We start from the raw sequence: 22,333 nt of genomic DNA, 5'->3' as shown, positions 1-22,333 counted from the left end.
GGTCAGCTCCTCTTGTCGCCGGCGTAGTAGACCCATTTCTTGGACGACCAGAAGGCGGCAAGGGTCAGGATCATGATGATCGCGAAGAGCGCCCAGGCAATCGCGGAGGCGTAGCCCATGTCGAAGCTCTTGAAGGCCTTTTCATAAATGTAGAGGGGCAGGAGGTAGGTGGATTTCAGGGGTCCTCCCTCGGTGATGATGTAGGGACCGTTGAACTCCTGGAAGGCCTGGACCGTCTGCATGATCAGGTTGAAGAAGATTACCGGCGTGATCAGCGGCAGGGTGATGTAGCGGAACAGATGCCAAGGGTTGGCGCCGTCGATGGACGCCGCCTCATAGAGCGACTTGTCGACCGATTGCAGGGCGGCGAGGAAGATCACCATGGCCGAGCCGAACTGCCAGCAGCGCAGCAGGGTGATGGTGATCAGTGCGTTCTGGGGGTCGCCGAACCAGTTGACGGGTTCCAGTCCGACGAGACCGATGATCATGTTGACGAGGCCGCTCTTGGCGAAGATGTAGCGCCACAGGACGGCAATCGCGATCGATCCGCCGAGGATGGAAGGCACGTAGTAGGCCGTGCGGAAGAAATTGATCGCCTTCAGCCGGTAGTTCAGGATCACCGCGATCAGCAGCGCGAAGGCGAGCTTGATCGGCACGGTCATGAAGACATAGAGCAGCGTGACCTTCAGAGACTTGTCGAACGTGCGGTCGCGGGTGAACAGCTTGTGATAGTTGTCCAGCCCCGTCCATCTGGGCGTGGAGAGCAGATCGTAATCGGTAAAGCTCAGGTAGAAGGATGCGGCGAAAGGGAATGCCGTGAACAGCAGCAGGCCCGCGACATACGGGGCGACATAGAAATAGCCGAGATATCTGTTGTCGCCTCCCATCAGGCCGCCTCCGCCGCAAGACGGGAGGGAAGCAGATGGGCCGTTGAAGAAATCATTTCCTGGAACATTGCGTGCGCATCCCGTTCTGTCAGGTCTCGGACAAGCGGATCTGAGCAAAACAGCGGAGCGAGGCTGCGGTAGTTTCCCTCTGCCAGGGCGGTCAGCAGCCCCATTTGCCGTCTGGAGTGATCCAGAACGATCTTTTCCAGTTCCGGCGGAAGTCCGCCAGCATTAATCGGGGTAATTTCCCCTTCCAGGAACACCGCGTTTGTCTCGACGATTGCGTCCAGGTCCAGTCCTTCCAGTTGGCCCCGGTTCGGCAGGTTGACGTTGGAAACGTGTTTGCCTTGTCCCATGAGCGCGGCGATCTGGTCGATCAGGGCTTCATCGGAGCGCACGGCGCGGGGCTCGGCTTTTGCGCTGGCGAGATCTTCGGCGCGCGCGCGTTTTTGCTCCTGATAGCGGATGCGAAAGTCCACCGGCGTGAGCGTAAATCCCCAGGCCGCGTGGCTTTTCAGATAGTCCCCGGCGGGCAGGAATTCGGCCAGATGACGGTCGCCCGCCGCGGCCGCGATGCCGAACCGGTTGAGGAGATCGAATTTCACGCGGTTCCGGTCTTCGAAATAGCGCGCATGTTCGTCGTCAGGCGCGGGCTCGCGCTCCCTCCAGCCGGCGTCCGCATGATCCGCCGCGAATTTCCTGTAGGCCGGCATCAAGTCCCGGTCCGCCAGGGTGATGCGGTCGACGAAGGTGAAATGGTTGATGCCGAGGACATTCACGTCGATATCGCGGAAATCCCAGCGCGTCTCGCCGGCCTCCCGGTTGGCGATCCACGCGGCGAGTTTGCGGATCTTGGTGACCTCGTGGCATTCGCCCCAGCATTTGATATCCGGAAAAGTCCGGTAGAGAGCGCCTGTCAGGACGCTCATCGGGTTGGTCAGGTTGCAGACGAAGGCATTCGGCGCGTGGTCGCGGATCGCCTTGCCGATTTCCAGAAAAATCGGCACCGCGCGCAAGGCGCGCACGAAACCGCCCGGGCCGACCGTGTCGCCGACCGCCTGGGGTATGCCGTATCCTGCGGGGATCTCGATGTCGTTCGCCATGTCGGCGAACCGGCCGGGCAGGATGGAAATCACCACCACATCGGCCTGGTCTAGGGCATCCTCGATCCTCGCCACGGTGCGATACCGCGCCGGCGTTCCCCTCGAAACGCCGGCGAAACGGGCGCCGATCCGCTCATTGCGATCGGCAGCGGCGCGGTCAATGTCGAAAAGCCTGACCTCCGCGGCCAGGCGCGTGTCATGCGCCAGATCCGACATCAGGTTCAACGCCCAGTTGAGCGATCCCCCGCCGATATACGCGATCTTTACCGGAGTGCCGTATTCGGAATATTTCATGTCTTCTGCAAAAAGCGCCTGCCGATATGCGACTGGACATTTCCGTCCCGATACGGGTCTGGCACTGTTTCCTCCCATGGAGAGCGGTCATTATGAGTGTCGCTTCTCTCACTTTTCTGATTTTATCGACCGGTCCGGCGAATTCAAATGAAGGCAAATAAACAAAAACATGGAGAAAAACGAACATAGTCCGCTCACCCGTATTCCGGTTCAGGCGCTTTCGCTCCGTCTCGCCCGCACGCCAATCCGGATGAAGCACGCGCAGACCTGGCGGATCAACAAGATCAATCCTGTCCACGATCTTGTATTCTGTCTTTCGGGAAAGGCCCGGTACCGGGTGGGGGAGGAAGGTTTCACCCTTTCGGAAGGCGAGGCCATGCTGATCCGGGGGCGGGAACGATTTCGCGGCGTTCACGGCGGCGGCGGCGACTATACCGGTGTTGCCCAGCACTTCACCCTCGACCTTTTCGGCCGCGCCGACCTGATGGACCAGATGCGGTTGCAACGGAAAGTGAAACTGCGCAACTGGCCGGTTCTCCAACCCCTCATCGATCACTACCGGACCATGGCGGCGACCACCAGTCCGACGCTCGTGCAGCACCACCAGTTCATGGTCCTGCTTCTCGCTTTCCTTGACGATGCATTCCTCGGCTGGCGGGAGGAGGGAGATCTGCTCGCCAATCAGGGCCAGTTGTCGCTGCAGATCATGCTGCTCGCCTCAAGGCTCGCCGCCGAACCGCTGATGGAGGAGGGTCTGGAAAAGGCAATGGAGATGGTCCCCTACAACCGGGACTATTTCCGCCGGGCGTTTCGCGAGAGGATCGGCATGACGCCGCAGAAATATCTGGAGTTCAAACGGATGGAATACGCGGTGCACCGGCTGGGACTCGGGCAGACGGTCAAGGAAACCGCCGCGGAGCTCGGATATTCGGATCCCTACTTCTTCAGCCGCATGTTCAAGCAGTATATCGGCGCCAGCCCGTCCAGCTACCGGCTGAAACGGACGGCACGGTCCCGCTACAGATTTGTCGAGTAACGCCCGTTGCTACCGGGCGCTCTCGCTGTTCATGTGAGGTCCAGCCCCGCTATTACCTCCCCGGTCCGGAGAGATTGCGCCCGCCGTAGACGAACGGAAAAGCCGAACGCATCGGCATCCGGCGATGCCAATCATGACCTCATCCTTGAGCCGTTGAATATGGTCAGCTATCGAGGGATGCGATGAAATCGCCGAGATGTTTTCCGGCGAACTCGAGGATGGTTTCATCGGTCAAATGGCCGTCGCTGACTTTATCATTCGCCGAGGGAACGACGATTTCCTGGCAGGTATGGATCTTCGCCAGCATGCCATTGAGAATGTATTTCAGATGAGCCTGGGCTCTGACGCCGCCAAGAGCGCCGCCCGAGACGGACATGACGAAACATGGCTTGTCCTTGAAGACGGACGCATAGGCCGGACGCGAAGCCCAGTCGATGGCGTTCTTCAGAACGCCCGGGACACTGAAATTATATTCCGGTGTCACCAGAACGACCCCGTCCGCCGCGGAGACCTGATCGATGAACCGGGTAACCTCGGGATCATCCTTGATGTCCGCGTTGTAATGCGGCAGCCGCCCGGGATCGGCCACCTCGCAGGTGATGCCCTCCGGAACCTGCTTGACGAGGGCGCGGACGGTTGCGCGTGAGGCGGAGGCTGCCCGCAGGCTGCCGGGAATAAAGAGCAGTGTTGTCATTTTTTCTTTCCAAAGCAGAAGCTAGAGACGGGCCAGCCAGGTTGCGATCGGCGGGAAGGCCACGATCAGGGCCACCGACAAAAGCATCGCCGCGACAAAGGGGAGGGCCCCGCGAAAAATCTCGGCGACCTTCAACGTCGGGTCGTTGATTGCCGACTTGATGATGTAGACGGAGAGCCCGAAGGGCGGTGTCAGAAGTCCGATTTCGACGCAGACGACCGTCAGCACGCCGAACCAGATCAGATCGAAACCGGCGGCCTCGGCGACCGGCAGGGCAATCGGGAGGAGGATCAGCATGATGGAGATGGAATCGATCAGGCAGCCCAGCAGGATGATCAGCAGCAAATAGAAGAGGAGGAAGCCATAAGGGCCGAACGATCCGGACAGGATGATTTCCGCAAGCGTCCGGGGCACGCCGGAAAGCGCCAGCATGCGGCTGAAGAAAGTTGCCGCCAGAATGAGGAACAGGACCGAGACGGTTATCTGTCCCGCTTCGATCAGAAGGTTCCAGAATTCCCTGAGCCCGAGAGACCGGCGAAGAAGCGCGATGACCAGCGCCCCGAGCGCGCCGGCCGCACCCGCCTCGGTCGGATTGAGGAAGCCGCCGTAAAGGCCGCCGAGGACGACGAGCATCAGCGAGACGATCGGGACTGCTTTCCAGAGCAGCTCCGGCGTGGAGAAATGCGCGTAGTCCGAGGTGTCTTCTGAAACTTCGAAGACGAAATCGCGCTTGTAGCGTGCCAGGAGCAGAATGACGGCGGAGAAGGTGAAGGCCAGGAGAAGGCCCGGCCCGACGCCTGCGAGGAACATGCGCCCGACGGATTCTTCCGCCAGAACCGCGTAGATGATCATCAGCAGCGAGGGCGGGATCAGCATGCCGAGCACCGAGGACCCGGCCACGACGCCGGTGGCGAATTTCTTGGTATAGCCGTGACGCTCCATCTCCGGCACGGCGACGCGGCTGAAAACCGTCGCCGAGGCGATGGAAATACCGGTGATCGAGGCGAAAACCGCATTGGCGAAAACGGTCGCGATGCCGAGCCCGGCGGACACCCTTTGCAGGAGCTGCTGAAAGACGTCGAAGGTGTCCTTGCCGACGCGCGATATGGTGACCAGCAATCCCATCAGCACGAAGAGCGGCACCACGGCGAAGAGATATTCCCTGAGCGAGTCGTTGGCGACCGCGCCGAGCATGCGCAGCGAAACGGTATCGCCCCGGATCGCGGCTACGCCGGCGAAGGACACCGCCAGCATGCCGATGCCGATAGGCATGCCGAGATAGATCAGAACCAGTAAGGCAACGATCGCGAGGCTGCCGATTTCAACCGGACTCATGTCCTGTCCTTTGTACTGAAAGCGAGGCCGAAATCGCGGATCGCGAGAATGAAAAACTGAATAGCCGCGATTGTCATGCCCAGCAGGATCAGCATGCGGAACGGCCAGGTCGGAAAGGTCGCGATGCCGGTCACGCCGATGTATTCACCCGATATCCAGTCTTTTTCCAGGATGCGGATGCTGGACCAGGCGATGCCGCCGATGACGGCGGTGCCGGTCAGATTGAAAAGACCGGAGAGCAGGGCTCCCGCGCGGGGAAAGGATCTCCGGAACCCCGAGTAGAAAATGTCCGTGCGAGCCAGACGGCCGGTCCTGACGGTTGTCGCGAGCTGCAGGGCAACGATCATGACGAGCAGCAGTGCCCCGAGTTCGGAGACCAGCGGCAGCGATGCCCCGACCGCGTTGCGGGCCAGTATGTCCGCGCAAATGATCATCATGAGAACCAGGATCAGGAGCGAACCGGCCGCGGCCAGGCCGTCAACCAGCAAGGCCCAGAATTTCCCGGCCGGTTCAAGGAGACGCCCCAGTCCCGGGGCGTCTGTCTTTTTGCTTTCAGTGGTCACCAGGTCGGCTCGCCGGATTAGAGGTCTTCGTCCCAGTTGCGCACCGGGGTCTCGCCCCTCTTACGCAGACCGTCCATGTAGGCTTTCATGTATTCTGTCGCGGGAATGCCCTTTTCCTCAAGGGAGTCGGCCCATTCCTTGGCAATGTTCGGCATGGCGTTCACCCAGGCCTCGCGGTCGGACTGCTCCATCGGTGTGAGTGTTACCGGCGGATTCTGGCTGGCGCCGATTTCGAGCATCTTTTCAAGCGCGGCTTCATGGCGCAGCAGGAGATCTTCCCCATGGGACTTGGTGTAATATTTGCCCGCCTCGATCATGGCGTTCTGCACCTCCCCGGGAAGGCTGTCCCACGTGTCGCGGTTGATCGCCACCGCACCGGAGAAGGCAACGCCCAGGTCGACCCGGGTGATATAGGGAGCGACTTCGTAGAGCTTCGACGGCAGGACGCCAAGCGCCAGCGACATGACGCCGTCGGAGACCCCGGTCTGAACGTCGGTATAAAAGGTGGTGAGCGCTCCATCGACAGCGTTGGCGCCGGTACCGCGCAGCCAGTTGCCGAGGACACCGGGGGCCGACAGCTTCATGCCGTCAATCGCGGCGAAACCTTCCAGCGGCTCCTTGGTATAGACATCATAGGAGTCTGTTCCCGTGAGCCCGAGAACCTTCAGGTTGTGGCTTTCCCATTCGTTCAGGAAAGCCTCGTTGGTCACGAACAGCTCTTGCATGACAGAGAGCTGGGCTGCCGGGTTGTTGGTGGAGAAAGGCGCGTAGCTCGAGCCCTGGCTCAGGGGCAGTTTCGCGGCTTCCAGGAAGGAAAACACCCAGCCGATGTCGGTGATACCTTCCTCGACCGAGGTCAGTGTCGCGTTTGCCTTGTAGAGCTGACCGCCGAAGGCCTCGTTCCACTCGATCTTGTAGTTGTCGGTCGCGGCCAGAACCTCATCCGTGCGCGCCATGAAATGGGTCTTGATCATGCCGACCCAGGGAATGACGGTCGGATGGCTCGAGGCCACCGTGAGGTTGATTGTTTCCTGCGCCATGAGCGGCGCCGGGGCAGTCAACAGGACGGCGGCCGTCAGTAGTCCGGATAGAGCTTTCATGCATTCCTCCCTTACGTGTTCAGGTGATTTCAAAAGTCTGGCTGGAAAAATCGAGCCGGATCGTTGCGCTGCCTTCGTTGATCATCCAGGGCCGGACGGAAAACGAGCGGGCACCGCTCTTGTGCATCGGGTCGCGTTCGGCGATGGCGATGGCGGCCTCGCGGGAAGCCGCCCTGACCACGACAAGACCTTCGCCTTCCCAGCTTTCCTCGTCGTCCGTCCACATGGGTCCGGCCGCGTAAAGGATCCCGTCCTTTTCAAGCGCGACCTGGAATTTCAGGTGATCCTCGATGCAGGCGAAAACCGGCCCGAGACCGTTTACCGGTTTGGTGAAGATCGCGTAGAGCTGCTTTTGCAGCATCGCCTTGCTGGCTTCCCGGACCGCATCGGCCGGTACGGCCGTCGGGTTGTCTTGTGCGTCCACGAATTCCCTCCCTTGTCTTTTTGCCGTCCGCTTTCCGCTCAGCCCGCCTTGCGGCGTTTCAGCTCGGCGCGGATCTCCGCTCCGTGCTGGTCGAGTGTCGGCGGCGGCGCGATATCCAGTTCCGGCGCGCCGTCGAAGCTGTAGGGCGCGCGCACGGTCGTGCTGTCGCCCATTTCCGGATGATGGGTTTTCACCGCCAGCTTGAGGTGCCTGGCCTGCGGGTCCTCAAGGGCCTCATTGGAATCGTAGGCCGGGGAATGCGGCACCTCGGCCTCAAGGAGCTTTTCGCACCAGGCATCGCGCGTATCGGTCTTGAAAACGGGCGTGAAGATGTCGATCAGATCGTCCTGATGCCTGATCCGCTCGAGACGTTCGGAAAACCGGGGATCGTCATTCAGCGCTTCCTGGCCTGTGGCTTTCAGAAAACCTTCCCAGAACTTGGCCGGCGAGGACATGTGGATCGCGATCCATTTGCCGTCGCCGCACTCGAAGGTGTAGCTCTGCGAGACGACCGGACGCGACAACGGTCCCATCACTTCGCCGACCGAATAGTAATGTGTGAAGCTGTCCAGATTGAAATGGGTCATCGCCTCCAGCATGGAGATGTCCAGCCGGTGGCCCTTGTTTGTCTTCGTTCTTTCGAAAAGGGCCGCCAGGATGCCCATGGCCGCGTACTGGCCGGTGATGGCATCCGCGATGGCCGGGCCGATCACACGCGGATTGGAGATCGGGGTGACGAGGCGCAGAAACCCGCTGGCCGCCTGGGCGACCGTGTCGAAGGCCGGACGGTCGCGCGCGGGACCGGATGTGCCGAAACCGGATATCGCGCAGTAGATCAGTGTCTCGTTGACCTTGCGAAGGTCGTCCTCTCCTACGCCGAGTTTCTCGGCGACACCGGGACGGAAATTCTGGATGAAGACATCGGCGCTCGCCACCAGATCGCGCAGAACCGCGAGATCCGCCGGATCCTTGGTATCGAGGGCGATGGAACGCTTGTTGCGGTTATAGGTCTGGTAATGCGGTGAATAGAGACCGCCCTTGAACGCCCGGAAGGGATCTCCGGTTCCCGGACGTTCGACCTTGATAACATCCGCGCCGAGGTCCGCCAGATGCATGCCCGCGGCGGGGCCGGTGATGTAGGTGCCGAGTTCGATAACCCGGACGTCCTTCAGGATCTTGACCATGAACTCCCCCTCACGCCGTGGTCTTGCCGGAGCCGGCCGTTGGCTGTTCGCCGTCATAGGAAATCGCGAGATCCGCCTTGTGGGACATGATGAACCCGATGGACCGGCGCGATTCCTCCAGGAGGTGCGCCGCCAGTCCGGCGGTGCGCGCCAGAAGGGGTACGGCCTTGAGGGCGTCGACCGGCCAGCCGGCGTCCAGGATGACCGCGGGAATGGCACCGGAAACGTTGATCGGAAGCGGCCGCTCGATAATGCCGGGCGCATGTTCGGCAAGCAGTCGGAGGGTGGAAATATACTTGCCGCTGACGCCAAGTTCGTCGGCAATCTCCATAAGGCGGTTCGCCCGCGGGTCTCCGGCGGCATGCTGCGGGTGCCCCAGTCCGGGCACTTTCTTGCGGGCCGCCTTCAGGTCCTTGAGGGTGGCGATGACGGCGGTTTCGACGTCCGTGCCATCGGCATCGGCCTTTTGAAGGATTTCTTCGAGAAAACGGCCGGCGGATTCAGAACTTCCCGCCACAACGCTGCCCATGCCCAAAAGGCCGGCCGACATGGCGCCCTGCCAGGCCTCCGGTCCGGCCGCCAGGGTCATCCGCGCCGCTTGAACGCTCGGCACCAGGCCGTGTTCGGCGATCGCCACCAGGCAGGCGTCCATCATGACGCGCTGCTCGCGTTGGGGACGTTCGCCCAGAACCAGAAGCCAGAAATAGTCGGTGAAGTCTATTTTTCCGATGAGATCGTTGCACAGATCGAGCCCGCGCACCGTGATGCTGTCCGCATCAGAGGTCGCGATTGCCGTGTAGGCCTGCTCTTGTTTTCCAATTCGCATTGCAGTCCTCTTTTTCGGTATGCGAAAAAATTTGCTGTTAGCGAAAAAACTACTAGCCAATTGCAGACACGTCAAGTAACAATCAGAAATCAATGACCTCAGGAACGAAAGAAACGGTCGCACGGTTGAAGGCAGCGGAAGCTGGGAAACAGGATCCGGCCGCGCTTTGAAGCAGGCGGATCGGTGTTAAAAGGACAATGAGACGGTGCGTCGGCCGCACCGGTCCACTCCCGGAACCTGTTGTCCTGATGAGGAACGATCGACGTGTACCAAACGACGATAAACACTGATGCGGAACGGCCCACGGAATTCGTCGAGGCGCTCGCGAAGGGCCTCGCCATTCTGGAATCCTTTGATTCCGCGCATCCCGAAATGACGCTGAGCGAAGTCGCCCGGCGGGTCGGCCTGTCGCCGGCGGCCGCGCGCCGGAGCCTGATCACCCTTCAGACGCTCGGCTATGTGGGGCAGAAGGACAAACGCTTTCATCTGCGCGCCAAGATCATGACACTCGGTTCGGCCTTCTATTTTTCCGCCGGGATCGGCGACATTCTCCAGCCGAACCTGCGCGAGCTGGTGGAGGAATTCGGCGACGCCTCGTCGGTCGGAACGCTGGACGGCATGGACGTCATCTACATCGCGCATTATTCGATCCAGCGCGCGCGCCGCGCGGCCGCGGTGGTCGGCGCGCGCTATCCGGCCTGCGCGACCTCGCTCGGCCGGGTGCTGCTCGCCGGGCTGCCGGATGCGGCCCTCAACGTCTACCTTGCCACTGTCCGGCCGCCGGATCTGACGTCGAAGACCATCAAGGATCCGGACACCTTGCGGGAAGAGATCCTGACGGTGCGCGAGAACGGCTATTCGACCACAGTCGACCAGCTCGACTACGGCATCACCGCGATCGCCGTTCCTGTCCGCGACCTGGAAGGACGGACGATCGCAGCGCTTAATTCGTCCGGATACACGGGCAAGGTGACGCCCGAAAGCCTGGTTGCCGAACGCCTGCCGGCCTTGAGGGAAGCGGCCTCCCACATCGCCCATGAGATTACCCGCTATCCCATTCTGCAATCGATGATCGGAACCTGAAGCGACCGGAAGAAAAAGGTCGATATACGGCAAAGGGAGGACTGGCCATGTGTAGACTCTGCAATGCGACTACCCCGGACCAATCGTGTCCGGTACAGCACGACTTTTTGACGGCAGGCGCTGCGCCCGGCGCGGCCGGAACCTTCGCGGCCACCGGCACCCTGGCCGCCCAGGACGCGGCAGCGAGCACCATTCCGCAAGGAGTGGGCGTGGAAGGGCGGCGTATCCTTCTCAAGGGCGGTATCGTCCTTTCGATGGACGATGCGGTCGGCAATTTCGCCGTTGGGGATGTCCTCATCGACGGTGGCCGGATAGCCGAAGTCGGTGCGAATATCGATGCCGGCGATGCCGCGGTCATCGATGCAAAGGGCAAGATCGTCATGCCCGGTTTCATCGACACCCATCATCATCAGTTCGAGACCGCGCTGCGCGGCCAGCTTGCCAACGGCATCCTGATCAATGACGGGCGTCCGTCCTCCGTCCACAATTACTACGAAACCATCCTGCAGACGTTCTCCATGGTCTACCGGCCGGAAGACGTCTACATCAACGAGCTGTTCGGCTCCATCGCCCAGCTGGATGCCGGGGTGACGACCGTGATGGATGTCAGCCAGATCCACCATTCCCCGGAACATTCGGATGCCGCGATCGAGGGTCTGCGCGATGCGGGCCGCCGTTCCGTGTTCGGCTATTTCGAAGGCTGGGGAGACCGGGCCCAATACCCGCAGGATGCCAAACGCATCAAGGAACAGTATTTCTCTTCCGGCGACCAGCTCATGACGATGGTCATGGGTGGCGAAATCTATCTGCCCGGCCATGAAGCGGCCTGGGCAACCGGACGCGAGCTCGATCTTCCGATCGCCCTTCATGTTGTCGGCACCTTCGGCATGCAGGGAACGTTCGACGAACTCGGGGCGAGCGGCAAGTTCGGCCCGGACAATATCTTCATCCACATGACCGGCATGTCGGAGAACGGCTGGAAATACGCGGCCGATGCCGGCGCTCATGTCTCGCTGTCGGTTCCCATCGAGATGCATATGCGCCACGGCGAACCGCCGATCCAGAAAGCCATCGATCTCGGCATGGGGCTGTCGCTCTCAACGGATGTCGAGTGCACGATGACCGCCGATTTCTTCACCCAGATGCGCAGTCTGCTCACGCTTCAAAGGATGAACGCCAACGGGAAAGCGCTCGCCGGCGAGGACTATCCCGAGCTTCTGACGACGCTGGACGCGCTGCGCGCGGCGACCATGGGCGGCGCCGAAGGACTGAGGCTCGGCGGCCGGACCGGCTCGCTCACGCCGGGCAAGGATGCCGACATCATCCTGCTCGACGCGGAGGCGATCAACGTCGCGCCGCTCAACAACGCGCCCGGCGCCGTCGTCACCCTGATGGAGCGCGGCAACGTCGATACGGTCTTCGTGGCCGGTCAGATCAAGAAGTGGAAAGGCCAGCTCATGGGCTTCGATCTCGCACGCCTCACCTCGGAACTTGAGAAAAGCCGCGACTACCTGTTCGAAGCCGCCGGGATCGAACGGGATCTCTTTGCAATCTGAGTGAAACCGGCGCGGAGCGCAATTGCCGCGTCTCGTTGTTCTGGCGCCGTCAGCGCCGAAAAGGGAAGGAGTAAGACATTGGCTCAACTGGTTGCCACACTGGCATCGACACACCATCCGTTCTATCTGAAAGCCACCACCATGCCGCCCGAGCAGCAGATGCCCGAGGCGCCGGAGTGGAAACGCAAGGTCGAGGCTTATCGGGAAACGCTGGAACGGACCAAGCCGGACATACTGGTGATGGTCGGATCGGACCATTTCCACCAGATTTTCCTCGACAACTGCCCCCAGTTCCTGATCGGCAAGGCAGAGCGCTACGATGCGACCTTCTATAACGAGGAACGGGAATTCGGCATTCCGAAATATGTGCTGGACGGCGACGAGGACATGTCGCGCTTCATGCATCAGTCGCTCATGGATCAGAATTTCGACTTCGCGTTTTCCAACGAGTTGAAGATCGATCACTCGATCATCTGTCCGATCATCACCGTGCGCCCGGATGCCGATCTGCCCGTGGTGCCGATCTACACGAACATCTTCGCGCCGCCGCTTCACACCCCGAAACGGTTCTACGATCTCGGCCGGGCGATCCGCAAGGCGATCGACGATTACCCCTCCGACAAGCGGATTGCCGCAATCGGCACGGGACACCTCTCCCTGGAACTGGGCGGTCCGCGCCAGTTCATGGAGACCGGTCCGGATCCGCAATTCGACCGGCAGGCAATCGACTGGCTGAGGGCCGGCGATATCGACGCCATCCTGGAAAACGTCACCCATGAGAGCATGGGTCAGAGCGGCAATGCCACCCACGGTTTCCTGAACTTCATCCTGATGCTGGGAGTCGCGGGTCCCGAAGGCGCCGACTACGTCGACAATCTCGATCTGTTCCACACCATGGAAGCCTATTTCACCTGGTACCCGAAGGAGCAGGCGGCATGAGCAAATACTACGTCAACAAGTTCCTTTACACCGTGGACCGCGATCCGGAGCTCTTGAAACGCTACACGGACGACCCGCGCAATCTGGTGGCGACCTGGGAACAGTCCATGGGACCGAAGCTTCTGAACAACGAGGTCGAAGCCTCGTCGGTTCATGCTTTCACCCCGGAAGAGCGCGAGGCCCTGATCAATCACGACTACGTGGCTTTGTTCGAAATGGGCGCGCACTTCTTCCTCAACCTGACGATTTTCATCGGCATCTACGACGAACCCTACATGGAAAAGAGCGGCCCTCTGTCCTTCCAGAAGGAAATGGCCGCCAAGTTGCAGCATTGGCGCGGCAAGGACTACCCCACCGTAGAAACCTGACGCGTCAGAGTGCCGGGCCCACCCGGCACTCGCCTTTTTGCAGGGGGCTCCCAAAGGCTCAGGACAGAACCGCGGTGTGGTTCAGTCCGGCAATGACGCCGCGCAGTTCTGCGAGACCGCGCATGCGTCCGATAAGCGGATAGCCGGGATGGGCACCCTTTTGCGCGTCGGTCAGCAATTCGTGGCCATGGTCGGGCCTGAAGACGATGTCGCTGTCCGGCCGGTTTTCGTTCTTGCGGCGCCGTTCCTCGCGCATCAGCACCTCGACCAGTGCCGGCATGTCGGTATCGCCTTCAAGATGGGCGGCTTCCTCGAAGGACCCGTCCGGTTCCTTCGCGACGTTACGCAAATGCGCGAAATGGATTTTGCCGGCAAATTGTTTCGCGATTGCCGGAACATCGTTTGCCGGATTGGCTCCGAGCGAGCCGGCACACAGCGTCAGTCCGTTGGACAGGCTCTCACGCGCGGACAGAATCCAGTCGATGTCCGCGGCATTGGAGACGATGCGGGGCAGTCCGAGGATGTCCCTTGGCGGATCGTCCGGATGAACGGCAAAGCTCAATCCCAGGTCTTCGGCCGCCGGAATGACTTCATCGAGAAACCGTTTGAAATTCGCGCGCAGGGCGTCGCGGTCAAGGCCGGCATAGGGCGCCAGGGCCTGGCGCAGTCCCTGGACGTCGTAACGGTCATAGGCACCCGGAAGTCCGGCCATGATCGCCGTAACGAGAATTTCGAGATCTTCAGGTTTGGCACTGTCGTACCAGCGTTTCGCGGCGGCGATGTTATCGGCCGTATAGTCCCGGTCCGCGCGCGGCCGCTCGATCATGAAGAGTTCGAACGCGGCCATTTTCTCGACCGAGAACCTCAGACAGGAGCCGCCGCGCCTAACCGGCGCGGTGAGATCGGTGCGGGTCCAGTCCAGGAGCGGCATGAAATTGTAGCAAATCACCCGGATGCCCTCGGCGGCAAGATTGGCCATGGACTGCCGGTAGTTGGCGAAAAGCTGCGTCAGATCGCCCGCACCGCGCTTGATCGCCTCGTGTATCGGCAGGCTTTCCACCACCGTCCAGTCGAATCCCGCTTCGCGGATCTGCGCCTTGCGGGCGGCGACCGTTTCACGCGGCCAGACCTCGCCATAGGGAATTTCGTGCAGGGCGGTGACAATGCTGGACGCTCCTGTCTGTGCGATCTCGGACAGGGAAATACGGTCCAGAGCGCCATACCAGCGCCAACCTTCAATCATGCGAGTGCCTCAAGAGTTCGATGAACGCCGCCGGATACCAGCCGCTCATAAGCGGTGGTGACTTCCGGTTGGATGGCGTCCGCCAGAGCGGCATCGAAAATGTCACGCACGCCCAGAAGCGCGGCGACCTTGCCTTGCGCATCGGACGCGCCGTCGGAAAGGGCCTTGAGCCGGTCGGAGAGCGGATCGCGCACATCGATGGGCTCGCCCTTGAGATCGGTTCCACCCACATAGATCATCCAGGCGGCGACAGCGGTCAGAAGGCCGGGGCAGGCGCGGTCACCGGCAAGGTTGTCGCGCAGCGTTCCCAGGATCCGCTGTGGCAGCTTCTGGCTGCCATCCATGGCGATCTGCCAGGTGCGGTGCTGAATGCCGGGATTTGAGTAGCGGTCGAACAGGGCGTCGGCATAGCCGGCGATATCGATGCCGGGTGGAGCGCTGAAGGAAGGAATGATCTCTTCTCTCCAGAGCCGTTTGACATAGCCGGCGAGGACGGGATCGGCGATCGTTTCGGCGATGGTCTCGTGCCCGGCCAGATAGCCGAGATAGGCGAGCGAGGAATGGGTGCCGTTGAGCATCCTGAGCTTCATGTTCTCATAGGCGGTCACATTACCGACCAGCTCGACACCGACGGCGCCGAGGTCCGGCCGTGCATCCTTGCCGTAGGCGGGCACGAAATCGTCCTCCACCACCCACTGCCTGAAGGGCTCGTGCATCACGGGCGCGGCATCGAGACGTCCTGTCCTGGCCGCCAGCGCCTCGACGTCCTCCGGCTTTGTCGCCGGTACGATCCGGTCGACCATGGTGGCGGGAAAACGGCCTTCCGCCTGAAGCCAGTCCGCCAGGCCGGGGTCGATTTTCCGGGCCAGTTCCAGGACGATGCCCTTCACCAGGCGGCCGTTGTCGGGAAGATTGTCGCAGGTCAGAACCGTGAAAGGCGGCAGGCCGGCTGCCTTGCGTCTCTGCAACGCCCTGACAAGGTACCCCGGCGCGGTCGTCGGCAGTTCGCTGGTCAGGTCGTGCTGGATGCCGGGATGCTTGAAGTTGAGGCTGCCGGACGCGGGGTCATGGCAATAGCCCTTTTCGGTCACCGTCAGCGTAACGATCCGGATAGCGGGATCGGCCATCGCAGCCAGAAGGGCCTCGGGCGACTCGGGTGCGACGAGGACGTCGCGGAGGATCTCGACCTGGTGAAGACGGGAGCCGCCGGGTCCCAGTTCCTGGGCCGTATAGACGAAATCCTGGGGCGCGAGCAGATCGCGCGTCGTCGGGCTTTGCAGGCTGACGCCGATGATGCCCCAGTCGCCGCCGGACTTTTCCATGGCTTCTTCGATGTAGACGGCACCGAAGGTCCGGAAGAATGCTCCCAGACCCAGGTGAACGATACCTGCCTTCGGCGCAGGTCCCTTCTGCCGGCTAACGCGCAAGCCAGCCTCCATCGACACTCAGAACGGTTCCGTGGACGTATTTCGCCGCGGGCGAGGCGAGGAACACGGCGGCTTCGCCGATGTCGCTGGCCTCCCCCCAGCGTCCGGCCGGAATCCGCTCCAGGATCTGCCGGTTACGGTCCGGATCGTTGCGCAGGGCTTCGGTGTTGTTGGTGGCGATATAACCCGGTGCGATGGCGTTGACGTTGATGCCCTTGGCGGCCCACTCATTGGCCAGCAGCTTTGTGATGCCGGCAACGCCATGCTTGGAAGCGGTGTAGGACGGCACCCGGATGCCGCCCTGGAAGGACAGCAGCGAGGCGATGTTCACGATTGCCCCGGACCGTCCCGCCGCAAGAGCTGCCCTGCCAAAGGCCTGGCAGGTGAAGAAGACCGCTTTCAGGTTCACATCGATGACGTCGTCCCAGTCGGCCTCGGAGAAGTCGATGGAATCCGCGCGCCGGATAATCCCGGCATTGTTGACAAGAATGTCGATCGTCTCGTTTTCAAAGAGCGGAACGGCCGCCATGGGGTCGGCGAAATCGACCGCCACGTGGCGTCCCTTTTCGATCTTCGAGAGGGTTTCATCGCAGTCGCGGCGGGCGGCGCACAGCACCTCCGCGCCAGCCGCGCCCATGGCGATGGCAATCGCCTGGCCGATGCCCGTATTGGCGCCGGTTACCAGGGCGCGTCTGCCTTCGAGAGAAAAGGAATTCACCGCAGGTCTCCCATCGCAACCATGTCCATGTCGGTGAAGTCGACATTGTCACCGGCCATCGCCCAGCAGAAGGTGTAGGCGCCGGTGCCCGCCCCGCAATGGATGGACCAGGGCGGGGAGACGACCGCTTCCTCATTGGCCATGACAAGATGGCGGGTTTCCTCGGGCTTGCCCATGAAATGGAACACGCGCTGCTCCGGGCCCAGCTCGAAATAGAGATAGGCTTCCATGCGGCGGTCGTGCAGATGGGCGGGCATGGTGTTCCAGACCGACCCGGTCGCGAACTGAGTGTAGCCCATCAGAAGCTGGCAGCTTTCGGCGACTTCCGGATGCAGGAACTGCAGGATGACGCGTTCGTTGGAGGTTTCGGCTGAGCCGAGTTCGACCCGGCGCGCGTCCTTCACGGTGATCAGTCTGGTCGGGCAGGTCCGGTGCGCGGGGGCGGACAGGATGTAGAACCGGCCGGGGCCGGAAAAGGAGACCGGTCCGGAACCCATGCCGATATAGAGCACGTCGCCGCGGCCGACGTCATAGCTCTGTCCGCCGGCCTTGACGGTTCCCGCATCGCCGATATTCAGAATGCCGAGCTCGCGGCGGTCGAGCAGGGACGGGGTGCCGGCTTCATGGACGTGGTCCAGCACCAGTTCGCCCGAACCTGGAACCGCGCCGCCCAGGATCAAACGGTCGTAATGGGTGTAGACCAGATTGATTTCGCCCTCGACAAACAGGCCGGAGGCATGGAAGTGATCGCGCAGACCCTGCGTGTCCAGCTTTCTGGCGGTTTCCGGGTCGATCGCGTATCGGGTTTCTACATTGGTCATGGCAAAAGTCCTCGGGTGTGGGGCGGTCTTAAAGAAAGTCGTCGCGACGGGGTGTGAAGGTGTCGATCAGCGTGCCCGGTTCGACGCAGACGCAGCCATGCATGGCTCTGGAGGGAATGACGAAACTGTCCCCGGGGCCGACCTCGAATTCCTGCCCGTCGATGCTGAAACGGAACTTGCCGCTTTCAACGTAAGTGGATTGTGTATGCGGGTGATTGTGGAGCTTGCCTTCCGCGCCGGTTTCCTGGAACCGGAAGGCGACCACCATCAGCTCGGCGCTGTCGGACAGGACCTGGCGTCGAATGCCCGGGTCGGCGGCGACTTCGGGAAAGGTTTTTACGAACTTCATTTCAGCCTCAGTGGAACAGGGACGGCAGCCAGAGCGACAGTGCCGGTATATAGGTGACAAGCAAAAGGGTGAAGATGGCGGCCCCGTAAAAGGGCCAGATGGTCCGGACCGCGTCCCATACCGAGATCCTGCCGACCGCGCAGCCGACGAACAGCACCGTTCCCACCGGCGGTGTGCACAGTCCGATCCCCAGATTGAGAACCAGAATGACGCCGAAATGTACCGGATCGACGCCGAAGGCCGTCGCGACGGGCAGGAAGATCGGCGTGGTGATCACGATCAGCGGCGACATGTCCATGAAGGTTCCGAGGAACAGCAGCACAATGTTGATCATAAGGAGGATGACCAGCGGGTTCTGCGAGACGTTCTTCATGAACGCCACCAGCTCAGCGGGAATGTGCAGGAATGCCAGAAGCCAGCCGAAGGAGGCCGCCGATCCGATGACGAGCAGCACCATGGCCGTGGTTCTGACGGCCGCCTTCGTCGCACCGACGAATTCGGCCCAGTGCATGGTGCGGTAGGCGAGCGTCGTGACCAGAAGCGCATAGACGGCCGCGATGCACGAGCTTTCCGACGCGGTGAAGACGCCGGAGCGGACGCCGCCGAAAATGATGGCGATCAGCAGCAGGCCCGGAACGGCATTGAGGAACAGCGCGCCGAGGGCGGACCAGCCGGGGAAGGACTCGGTCGGATATCCGGCCTTTCTGGCCACGAACCAGGCGGTCACCATCAGGGATAGGGCGAGCAGCAGGCCGGGGAAGATGCCGGCGGTGAAGAGATCGGCGATCGAAAGCCGTCCGCCGGCGGAGATCGAATAGATGATCATGTTGTGCGAGGGCGGCAGCATCAGCGCGATGATCGAGGACATCACGGTGACGTTCACGCCATATTGGACCGAATAGCCCTTTTCCTTCATCTGCGGGATCATCAGGCCGCCGATGGCGGTCGCATCCGCCGCGGCGGAGCCCGAGATGCCGCCGAAAAGAACCGAGGCGGCGATATTCACCTGGCCGAGGCCGCCGCGCATATGGCCCACGACCGCTCCCGCGAGGGCGACGAGCCGCCGGGCGATGTCGCCGCGCACCATGAGTTCGCCGGCGAAGATGAAGAAAGGGATCGCCATCAGCGCGAAGACGGAGACGCCTGAATTCAGCCGTTGGAACACGATGACGGGCGGCAGGTCCATATAGAGGACAGTCGCAAGGGACGCCGCGCCGAGGCAGAACGCCACCGGTGTGCCGATGAGAAGCAGAACGACGAATGTGCCGAAGAGGATAACCGGTTCCATATCAGATCTCTTCCACAGGATCGTCGCCGAAGCGGGCCGTCGGAAGACCGGCCGCGCGGCGGAAAAGCCGTTCGATTGAAAAAAGGAAAACAAGGCAGCCGCCGCCGACGAGCGGCAGGAAATCGATCGCCCCGGAAATTCCGAGCGACGGCAGCACGACGTCCCAGGCCGACAGGGCCAGTTTGGCGCCGTACCAGGCCATTCCGAGCCCGAAGGCGGCGACGACCGCGTCGGAGATGCTGAAAAGCACCAGCTTGGTTTGCTGCGGCACAAAATACAGCAGGACATCGAAGCTGAGATGATACCCCTCCCTGATGCCGACGGCGGCGCCCAGGAAAATGAACCAGCCCATCAGGATGACCGCGGCCGGTTCGCTCCACACAATGCTGTCGTTCATGACATAGCGCATGAAGACCTGGGCGGTGATAAAGACGGTCATCAGAATGAGACCTGCTCCCGCCAGCCACAGGGCAGCCGTCGAGACGAGGCGCAAGACCTGCGCGGCGAATGTCAGATGAGTTTGCACGTCGATGTCCTGAAGGGCGGACCTGCGGCCGGGAGCGGCCGCAGGTCTGTGTGTGGTTAGTCGGTTGCGCGGATGCGGGCAACCAGGTCCTTCAGATTGTCCGAAGTGACATGTTTTTCATAGACGCTGTCCATAGCGGCCATGAAAGGTTCCTTGTCGATTTCGGTGATGACCTCGACACCGGACGCCCGGACTTTTTCTTCCGAGGCCTTTTCGCGGGCCTGCCACATTGCACGCATGACCGGGACGGAGTCCTTGGCTGCCTGACGGACCGCCGCCTGATCTTCCGCGGACAGTTTGTCCCAGGACTTCTTGGACATGACCAGGACTTCCGGAACGATCAGGTGCTCGTCCAGGGTGTAGTAGCCAGCGACTTCGTAATGTCCGGAGGACTCGTAGGACGGCCAGTTGTTTTCCGCACCGTCGATGACGCCGGTCTGGATGGAGGAGTAGACCTCACCGTAAGGCATCGGCGTCGCGTTGGCGCCGAGAGCGGACATCATGTCGACGAAGATGTCGGACTGCATCACGCGAACTTTCATGCCCTTGAGATCTTCAATCGATTTAATCGGTTTGACCTTGTTATAAAAGCTGCGTGAGCCGCCATCATAGAAAGCCAGTCCGACATAACCATGCGGTTCGAAGGCTTTCAGGATTTCATCGCCGACCGGGCCGTCCATGACGCGGTGCATGTGGTCCGCACCCTTGAAGATATAGGGCAGCGAAACAACCTTGGTCTCTTCGACCAGATTGTTGAACGGACCCATGGATACGCGGTTCAGGTCGATGACGCCGAACTTGGTCTGCTCGATCGTGTCCTTTTCCTGACCGAGTTGGGCGGAATGGAACACTTCCACGCAGATCCGGCCATCGGTGCGCTCTTCAAGAAGCTTGCCCATTTCCTTCACGGCCTCGACCGTCGGGTAGCCGTCCGGATGGGTGTCGGACGACTTGAGCGTCACTTCGCAGGCAACCGCGGCGGTCGTGAAGGCCGCTGTGGCCAACAGGGTTGCCGCCAAAGACTTCAATACTTTCATAACATTCCTCCCTGGAATTGCTCGTCAGAGCCGATAGGCTTGTTTCACAAGCCTGTAAGTGAGGTCATGAGCGACCTCAAAAGCCTCGTCCTCGTCCAGCCTCCCGGATGTCACGAGTGATGCGAGGTATGCACTGTCGACCCTGCGGGCCACATCGTGGCGGGCGGGGATCGAACAAAATGCCCGTGTGTCGTCGTTGAACCCGACGGTGTTGTAGAAGCCGGCCGTTTCCGTCGTCATTTCGCGGAACCGGCGCATGCCTTCGGGACTGTCGTAGTACCACCAGGCCGGGCCCAGTTTCAGGACCGGATAGACACCGGCCAGCGGCGCCAGTTCCCGGGTATAGGCGGTCTCGTCGAGCGTGAAGAGAATTATGCTGAGGTTCTTTTCAAGGCCGACCGCATCCAGAAGCGGCTTGAGCGCATCGACGTAATTGGTCTGCGTCGGGATATCGAAGCCCTTGTCCCGGCCGAAGGACTGCATGATCGCCTTCGAATGGTTCCGGTGGCTGCCCGGATGGATCTGCAGGACAAGACCGTCCTCTAGGCTCATGCGCGCCATTTCGGTCAGCATGTGGCCGCGGAAGGCATCGGCTTCTTGCGGGCTGCAGCTTCCCTTCAAGGCTTTCTGGAACAGCTCGTCCGCTTGCGCCGCGGACAGGTCTTCCGTTCGCGCCGTCGGATGGCCATGATCGGAGGAGGTCGCGCCGAAGGATTTGAAGTAGGCGCGCCGCGCCCGGTGGGCGTTCAGATATCCCTGCCAGGAAGCCGTATTCTCTCCCGTCAGTTCACCGAATTTTTCGATGTTGTCCTGAAAACCCTCGAACTCGGGATCGACCACGGAATCCGGCCGGTAGGCGGTCACGACGCGTCCGGTCCAGCCGCTGTCGCGGATCCGGCGGTGCCACTTCAGGTCGTCCAGAGGCGATTCAGTCGTGGCGATCGCTTCTATGTTGAAGCGTTCGAAGAGCGCGCGCGGGCGGAATTCCGGGCGGGTCAGGCAATCGGCAATGTGATCGTAGGACTCGTCGGCCGTTTCCGCTGAAAGCCGCTTTGTCCAACCGAACACTTCCTGGAAAGAATGCTCCAGCCACATGCGCGACGGGGTCGCCCGGAACAGATGAAAATTCTCGGCGAAGATCCGCCAGATCTTGCGGCTGTCGCTTTCCGTCCAGCCGCCGTCAACTCTCGGCAGACCGAGGGCGCCAAGATCGATGCCCTGGGAGTACAGCATGCGGGAGACATAGTGATCGGGAACGATGATCAACTGCGCCGGGTCCGGAAAAGCCTCGTTTTCAGCGTACCAGCGCGGATCGGTATGGCCGTGCGGGCTGACGATCGGCAGGTCCTTCACCGAATTGTAAAGGTCCAGGGCCAGGGCGCGCGAGGCGGGGTCGGCCGGCAACAGACGATGCGGATCAAGTCCGCTCTTTGAGGTTCCCGGTGCGTCCGCTATCCCCTGTGTCATTTTTCACTCCCCGGTGGACCTAACGTTTCGGCCCTTATTGCTACTAGCAAACTGATATGCTAGTT

The 22,333-nt window shown here is 61.4% G+C and carries 23 protein-coding genes; 5 read left to right on the top strand and 18 right to left on the bottom strand.

What is annotated here, in order from left to right; translation table 11 throughout:
* Positions 1–2: 2 nt before the first annotated feature.
* Both CLV41_RS26405 and CLV41_RS26400 read right to left on the bottom strand, forming a co-directional pair.
* A complete protein-coding gene (locus CLV41_RS26405; RefSeq protein WP_103225490.1) occupies positions 3–887 on the bottom strand; it encodes a carbohydrate ABC transporter permease in 885 nt (294 codons plus the stop codon).
* Positions 887–2,284, bottom strand: a complete 1,398-nt coding sequence (locus CLV41_RS26400) for a family 4 glycosyl hydrolase (protein ID WP_103225489.1) — start codon at positions 2,282–2,284, stop codon at positions 887–889. The genes CLV41_RS26405 and CLV41_RS26400 overlap by 1 nt, the downstream gene beginning before the upstream one ends.
* A 169-nt stretch (positions 2,285–2,453) precedes the next feature.
* On the opposite strand from CLV41_RS26400, the gene CLV41_RS26395 reads away from it, so the two are divergent.
* Positions 2,454–3,320, top strand: a complete 867-nt coding sequence (locus tag CLV41_RS26395) for a helix-turn-helix domain-containing protein (protein WP_103225488.1) — start codon at positions 2,454–2,456, stop codon at positions 3,318–3,320.
* A 163-nt stretch (positions 3,321–3,483) separates the two neighbouring features.
* On the opposite strand, the gene CLV41_RS26390 is transcribed toward CLV41_RS26395, so the two are convergent.
* The 7 genes from CLV41_RS26390 to CLV41_RS26360 are packed head-to-tail and all read right to left on the bottom strand — an operon-like array spanning position 3,484 to position 9,446.
* Positions 3,484–4,014, bottom strand: a complete 531-nt coding sequence (locus CLV41_RS26390) for an NADPH-dependent FMN reductase (RefSeq protein ID WP_103225487.1) — start codon at positions 4,012–4,014, stop codon at positions 3,484–3,486.
* 21 nt (positions 4,015–4,035) lie between these two features.
* Complete coding sequence (locus tag CLV41_RS26385; protein ID WP_103225486.1) at positions 4,036–5,349, bottom strand: TRAP transporter large permease; 1,314 nt, start codon at positions 5,347–5,349, stop codon at positions 4,036–4,038.
* Positions 5,346–5,912 (bottom strand): TRAP transporter small permease subunit, encoded by a 567-nt coding sequence (locus CLV41_RS26380; protein ID WP_235867269.1) that lies wholly within the window; start codon positions 5,910–5,912, stop codon positions 5,346–5,348. Before CLV41_RS26380 ends, CLV41_RS26385 begins: the two co-directional genes overlap by 4 nt.
* Positions 5,913–5,929: 17 nt before the next feature.
* Positions 5,930–7,012: a C4-dicarboxylate TRAP transporter substrate-binding protein gene (locus CLV41_RS26375; RefSeq protein ID WP_103225485.1), complete on the bottom strand. Its 1,083-nt coding sequence runs from the start codon at positions 7,010–7,012 to the stop codon at positions 5,930–5,932.
* A 19-nt stretch (positions 7,013–7,031) separates the two neighbouring features.
* The gene (locus CLV41_RS26370; protein ID WP_235867268.1) at positions 7,032–7,436 is read right to left on the bottom strand and encodes a YciI family protein; all 405 of its coding nucleotides are present in this window, start codon (positions 7,434–7,436) and stop codon (positions 7,032–7,034) included.
* 38 nt (positions 7,437–7,474) lie between these two features.
* On the bottom strand, positions 7,475–8,620 hold the full coding sequence (locus tag CLV41_RS26365) for a CaiB/BaiF CoA transferase family protein (RefSeq protein WP_103225484.1): 1,146 nt from the start codon (positions 8,618–8,620) through the stop codon (positions 7,475–7,477).
* A gap of 10 nt (positions 8,621–8,630) precedes the next feature.
* Positions 8,631–9,446, bottom strand: a complete 816-nt coding sequence (locus CLV41_RS26360) for a citryl-CoA lyase (protein ID WP_103225483.1) — start codon at positions 9,444–9,446, stop codon at positions 8,631–8,633.
* 264 nt (positions 9,447–9,710) lie between these two features.
* Here CLV41_RS26360 and CLV41_RS26355 point away from each other — a divergent pair, with 264 nt between their 5' ends.
* The 4 genes from CLV41_RS26355 to CLV41_RS26340 all read left to right on the top strand — a co-directional run bounded on the left by CLV41_RS26355 (position 9,711) and on the right by CLV41_RS26340 (position 13,392).
* Positions 9,711–10,529: an IclR family transcriptional regulator domain-containing protein gene (locus CLV41_RS26355; RefSeq protein WP_235867267.1), complete on the top strand. Its 819-nt coding sequence runs from the start codon at positions 9,711–9,713 to the stop codon at positions 10,527–10,529.
* Positions 10,530–10,576: 47 nt separating this feature from the next.
* The gene (locus CLV41_RS26350) at positions 10,577–12,085 is read left to right on the top strand and encodes an amidohydrolase family protein (RefSeq protein ID WP_103225482.1); all 1,509 of its coding nucleotides are present in this window, start codon (positions 10,577–10,579) and stop codon (positions 12,083–12,085) included.
* A gap of 78 nt (positions 12,086–12,163) precedes the next feature.
* Entirely contained in the window at positions 12,164–13,024 is an 861-nt protein-coding gene (locus CLV41_RS26345; RefSeq protein WP_103225481.1) for a DODA-type extradiol aromatic ring-opening family dioxygenase, read from the top strand.
* Positions 13,021–13,392 (top strand): hypothetical protein, encoded by a 372-nt coding sequence (locus CLV41_RS26340; protein ID WP_103225480.1) that lies wholly within the window; start codon positions 13,021–13,023, stop codon positions 13,390–13,392. The genes CLV41_RS26345 and CLV41_RS26340 overlap by 4 nt, the downstream gene beginning before the upstream one ends.
* Before the next feature lie 58 nt (positions 13,393–13,450).
* Here the strand turns inward: CLV41_RS26340 and uxuA are convergent, their stop codons facing one another.
* From uxuA to uxaC, 9 genes are read right to left on the bottom strand one after another with little or no spacing between them, the layout of a single operon-like run.
* Positions 13,451–14,635, bottom strand: coding sequence for a mannonate dehydratase (gene uxuA, locus CLV41_RS26335; RefSeq protein WP_103225479.1), 1,185 nt, complete (start codon positions 14,633–14,635; stop codon positions 13,451–13,453).
* Positions 14,632–16,062: a mannitol dehydrogenase family protein gene (locus CLV41_RS26330; RefSeq protein WP_235867266.1), complete on the bottom strand. Its 1,431-nt coding sequence runs from the start codon at positions 16,060–16,062 to the stop codon at positions 14,632–14,634. The genes uxuA and CLV41_RS26330 overlap by 4 nt, the downstream gene beginning before the upstream one ends.
* A complete protein-coding gene (kduD, locus tag CLV41_RS26325; protein WP_103225477.1) occupies positions 16,052–16,780 on the bottom strand; it encodes a 2-dehydro-3-deoxy-D-gluconate 5-dehydrogenase KduD in 729 nt (242 codons plus the stop codon). The genes CLV41_RS26330 and kduD overlap by 11 nt, the downstream gene beginning before the upstream one ends.
* Positions 16,777–17,601 (bottom strand): 5-dehydro-4-deoxy-D-glucuronate isomerase, encoded by an 825-nt coding sequence (kduI, locus tag CLV41_RS26320; protein ID WP_103225476.1) that lies wholly within the window; start codon positions 17,599–17,601, stop codon positions 16,777–16,779. The genes kduD and kduI overlap by 4 nt, the downstream gene beginning before the upstream one ends.
* 28 nt (positions 17,602–17,629) lie before the next feature.
* Positions 17,630–17,950 (bottom strand): cupin domain-containing protein, encoded by a 321-nt coding sequence (locus CLV41_RS26315; protein ID WP_103225475.1) that lies wholly within the window; start codon positions 17,948–17,950, stop codon positions 17,630–17,632.
* A 7-nt stretch (positions 17,951–17,957) separates the two neighbouring features.
* Positions 17,958–19,238, bottom strand: coding sequence for a TRAP transporter large permease (locus CLV41_RS26310; RefSeq protein WP_103225474.1), 1,281 nt, complete (start codon positions 19,236–19,238; stop codon positions 17,958–17,960).
* Between the two features lies 1 nt (position 19,239).
* A complete protein-coding gene (locus CLV41_RS26305) occupies positions 19,240–19,764 on the bottom strand; it encodes a TRAP transporter small permease (protein ID WP_235867265.1) in 525 nt (174 codons plus the stop codon).
* Positions 19,765–19,820: 56 nt separating this feature from the next.
* Entirely contained in the window at positions 19,821–20,801 is a 981-nt protein-coding gene (locus tag CLV41_RS26300) for a TRAP transporter substrate-binding protein (protein ID WP_103225473.1), read from the bottom strand.
* Between the two features lie 24 nt (positions 20,802–20,825).
* Entirely contained in the window at positions 20,826–22,268 is a 1,443-nt protein-coding gene (gene uxaC, locus CLV41_RS26295) for a glucuronate isomerase (protein WP_103225472.1), read from the bottom strand.
* Positions 22,269–22,333: the final 65 nt, after the last annotated feature.

Source organism: Roseibium marinum (assembly GCF_002906165.1).
Classification (GTDB): Bacteria; Pseudomonadota; Alphaproteobacteria; order Rhizobiales; family Stappiaceae; genus Roseibium; species Roseibium marinum.
Note: the sequence above shows the minus strand (reverse complement) of the source record. Positions and strands in the feature narration are given on the sequence as shown.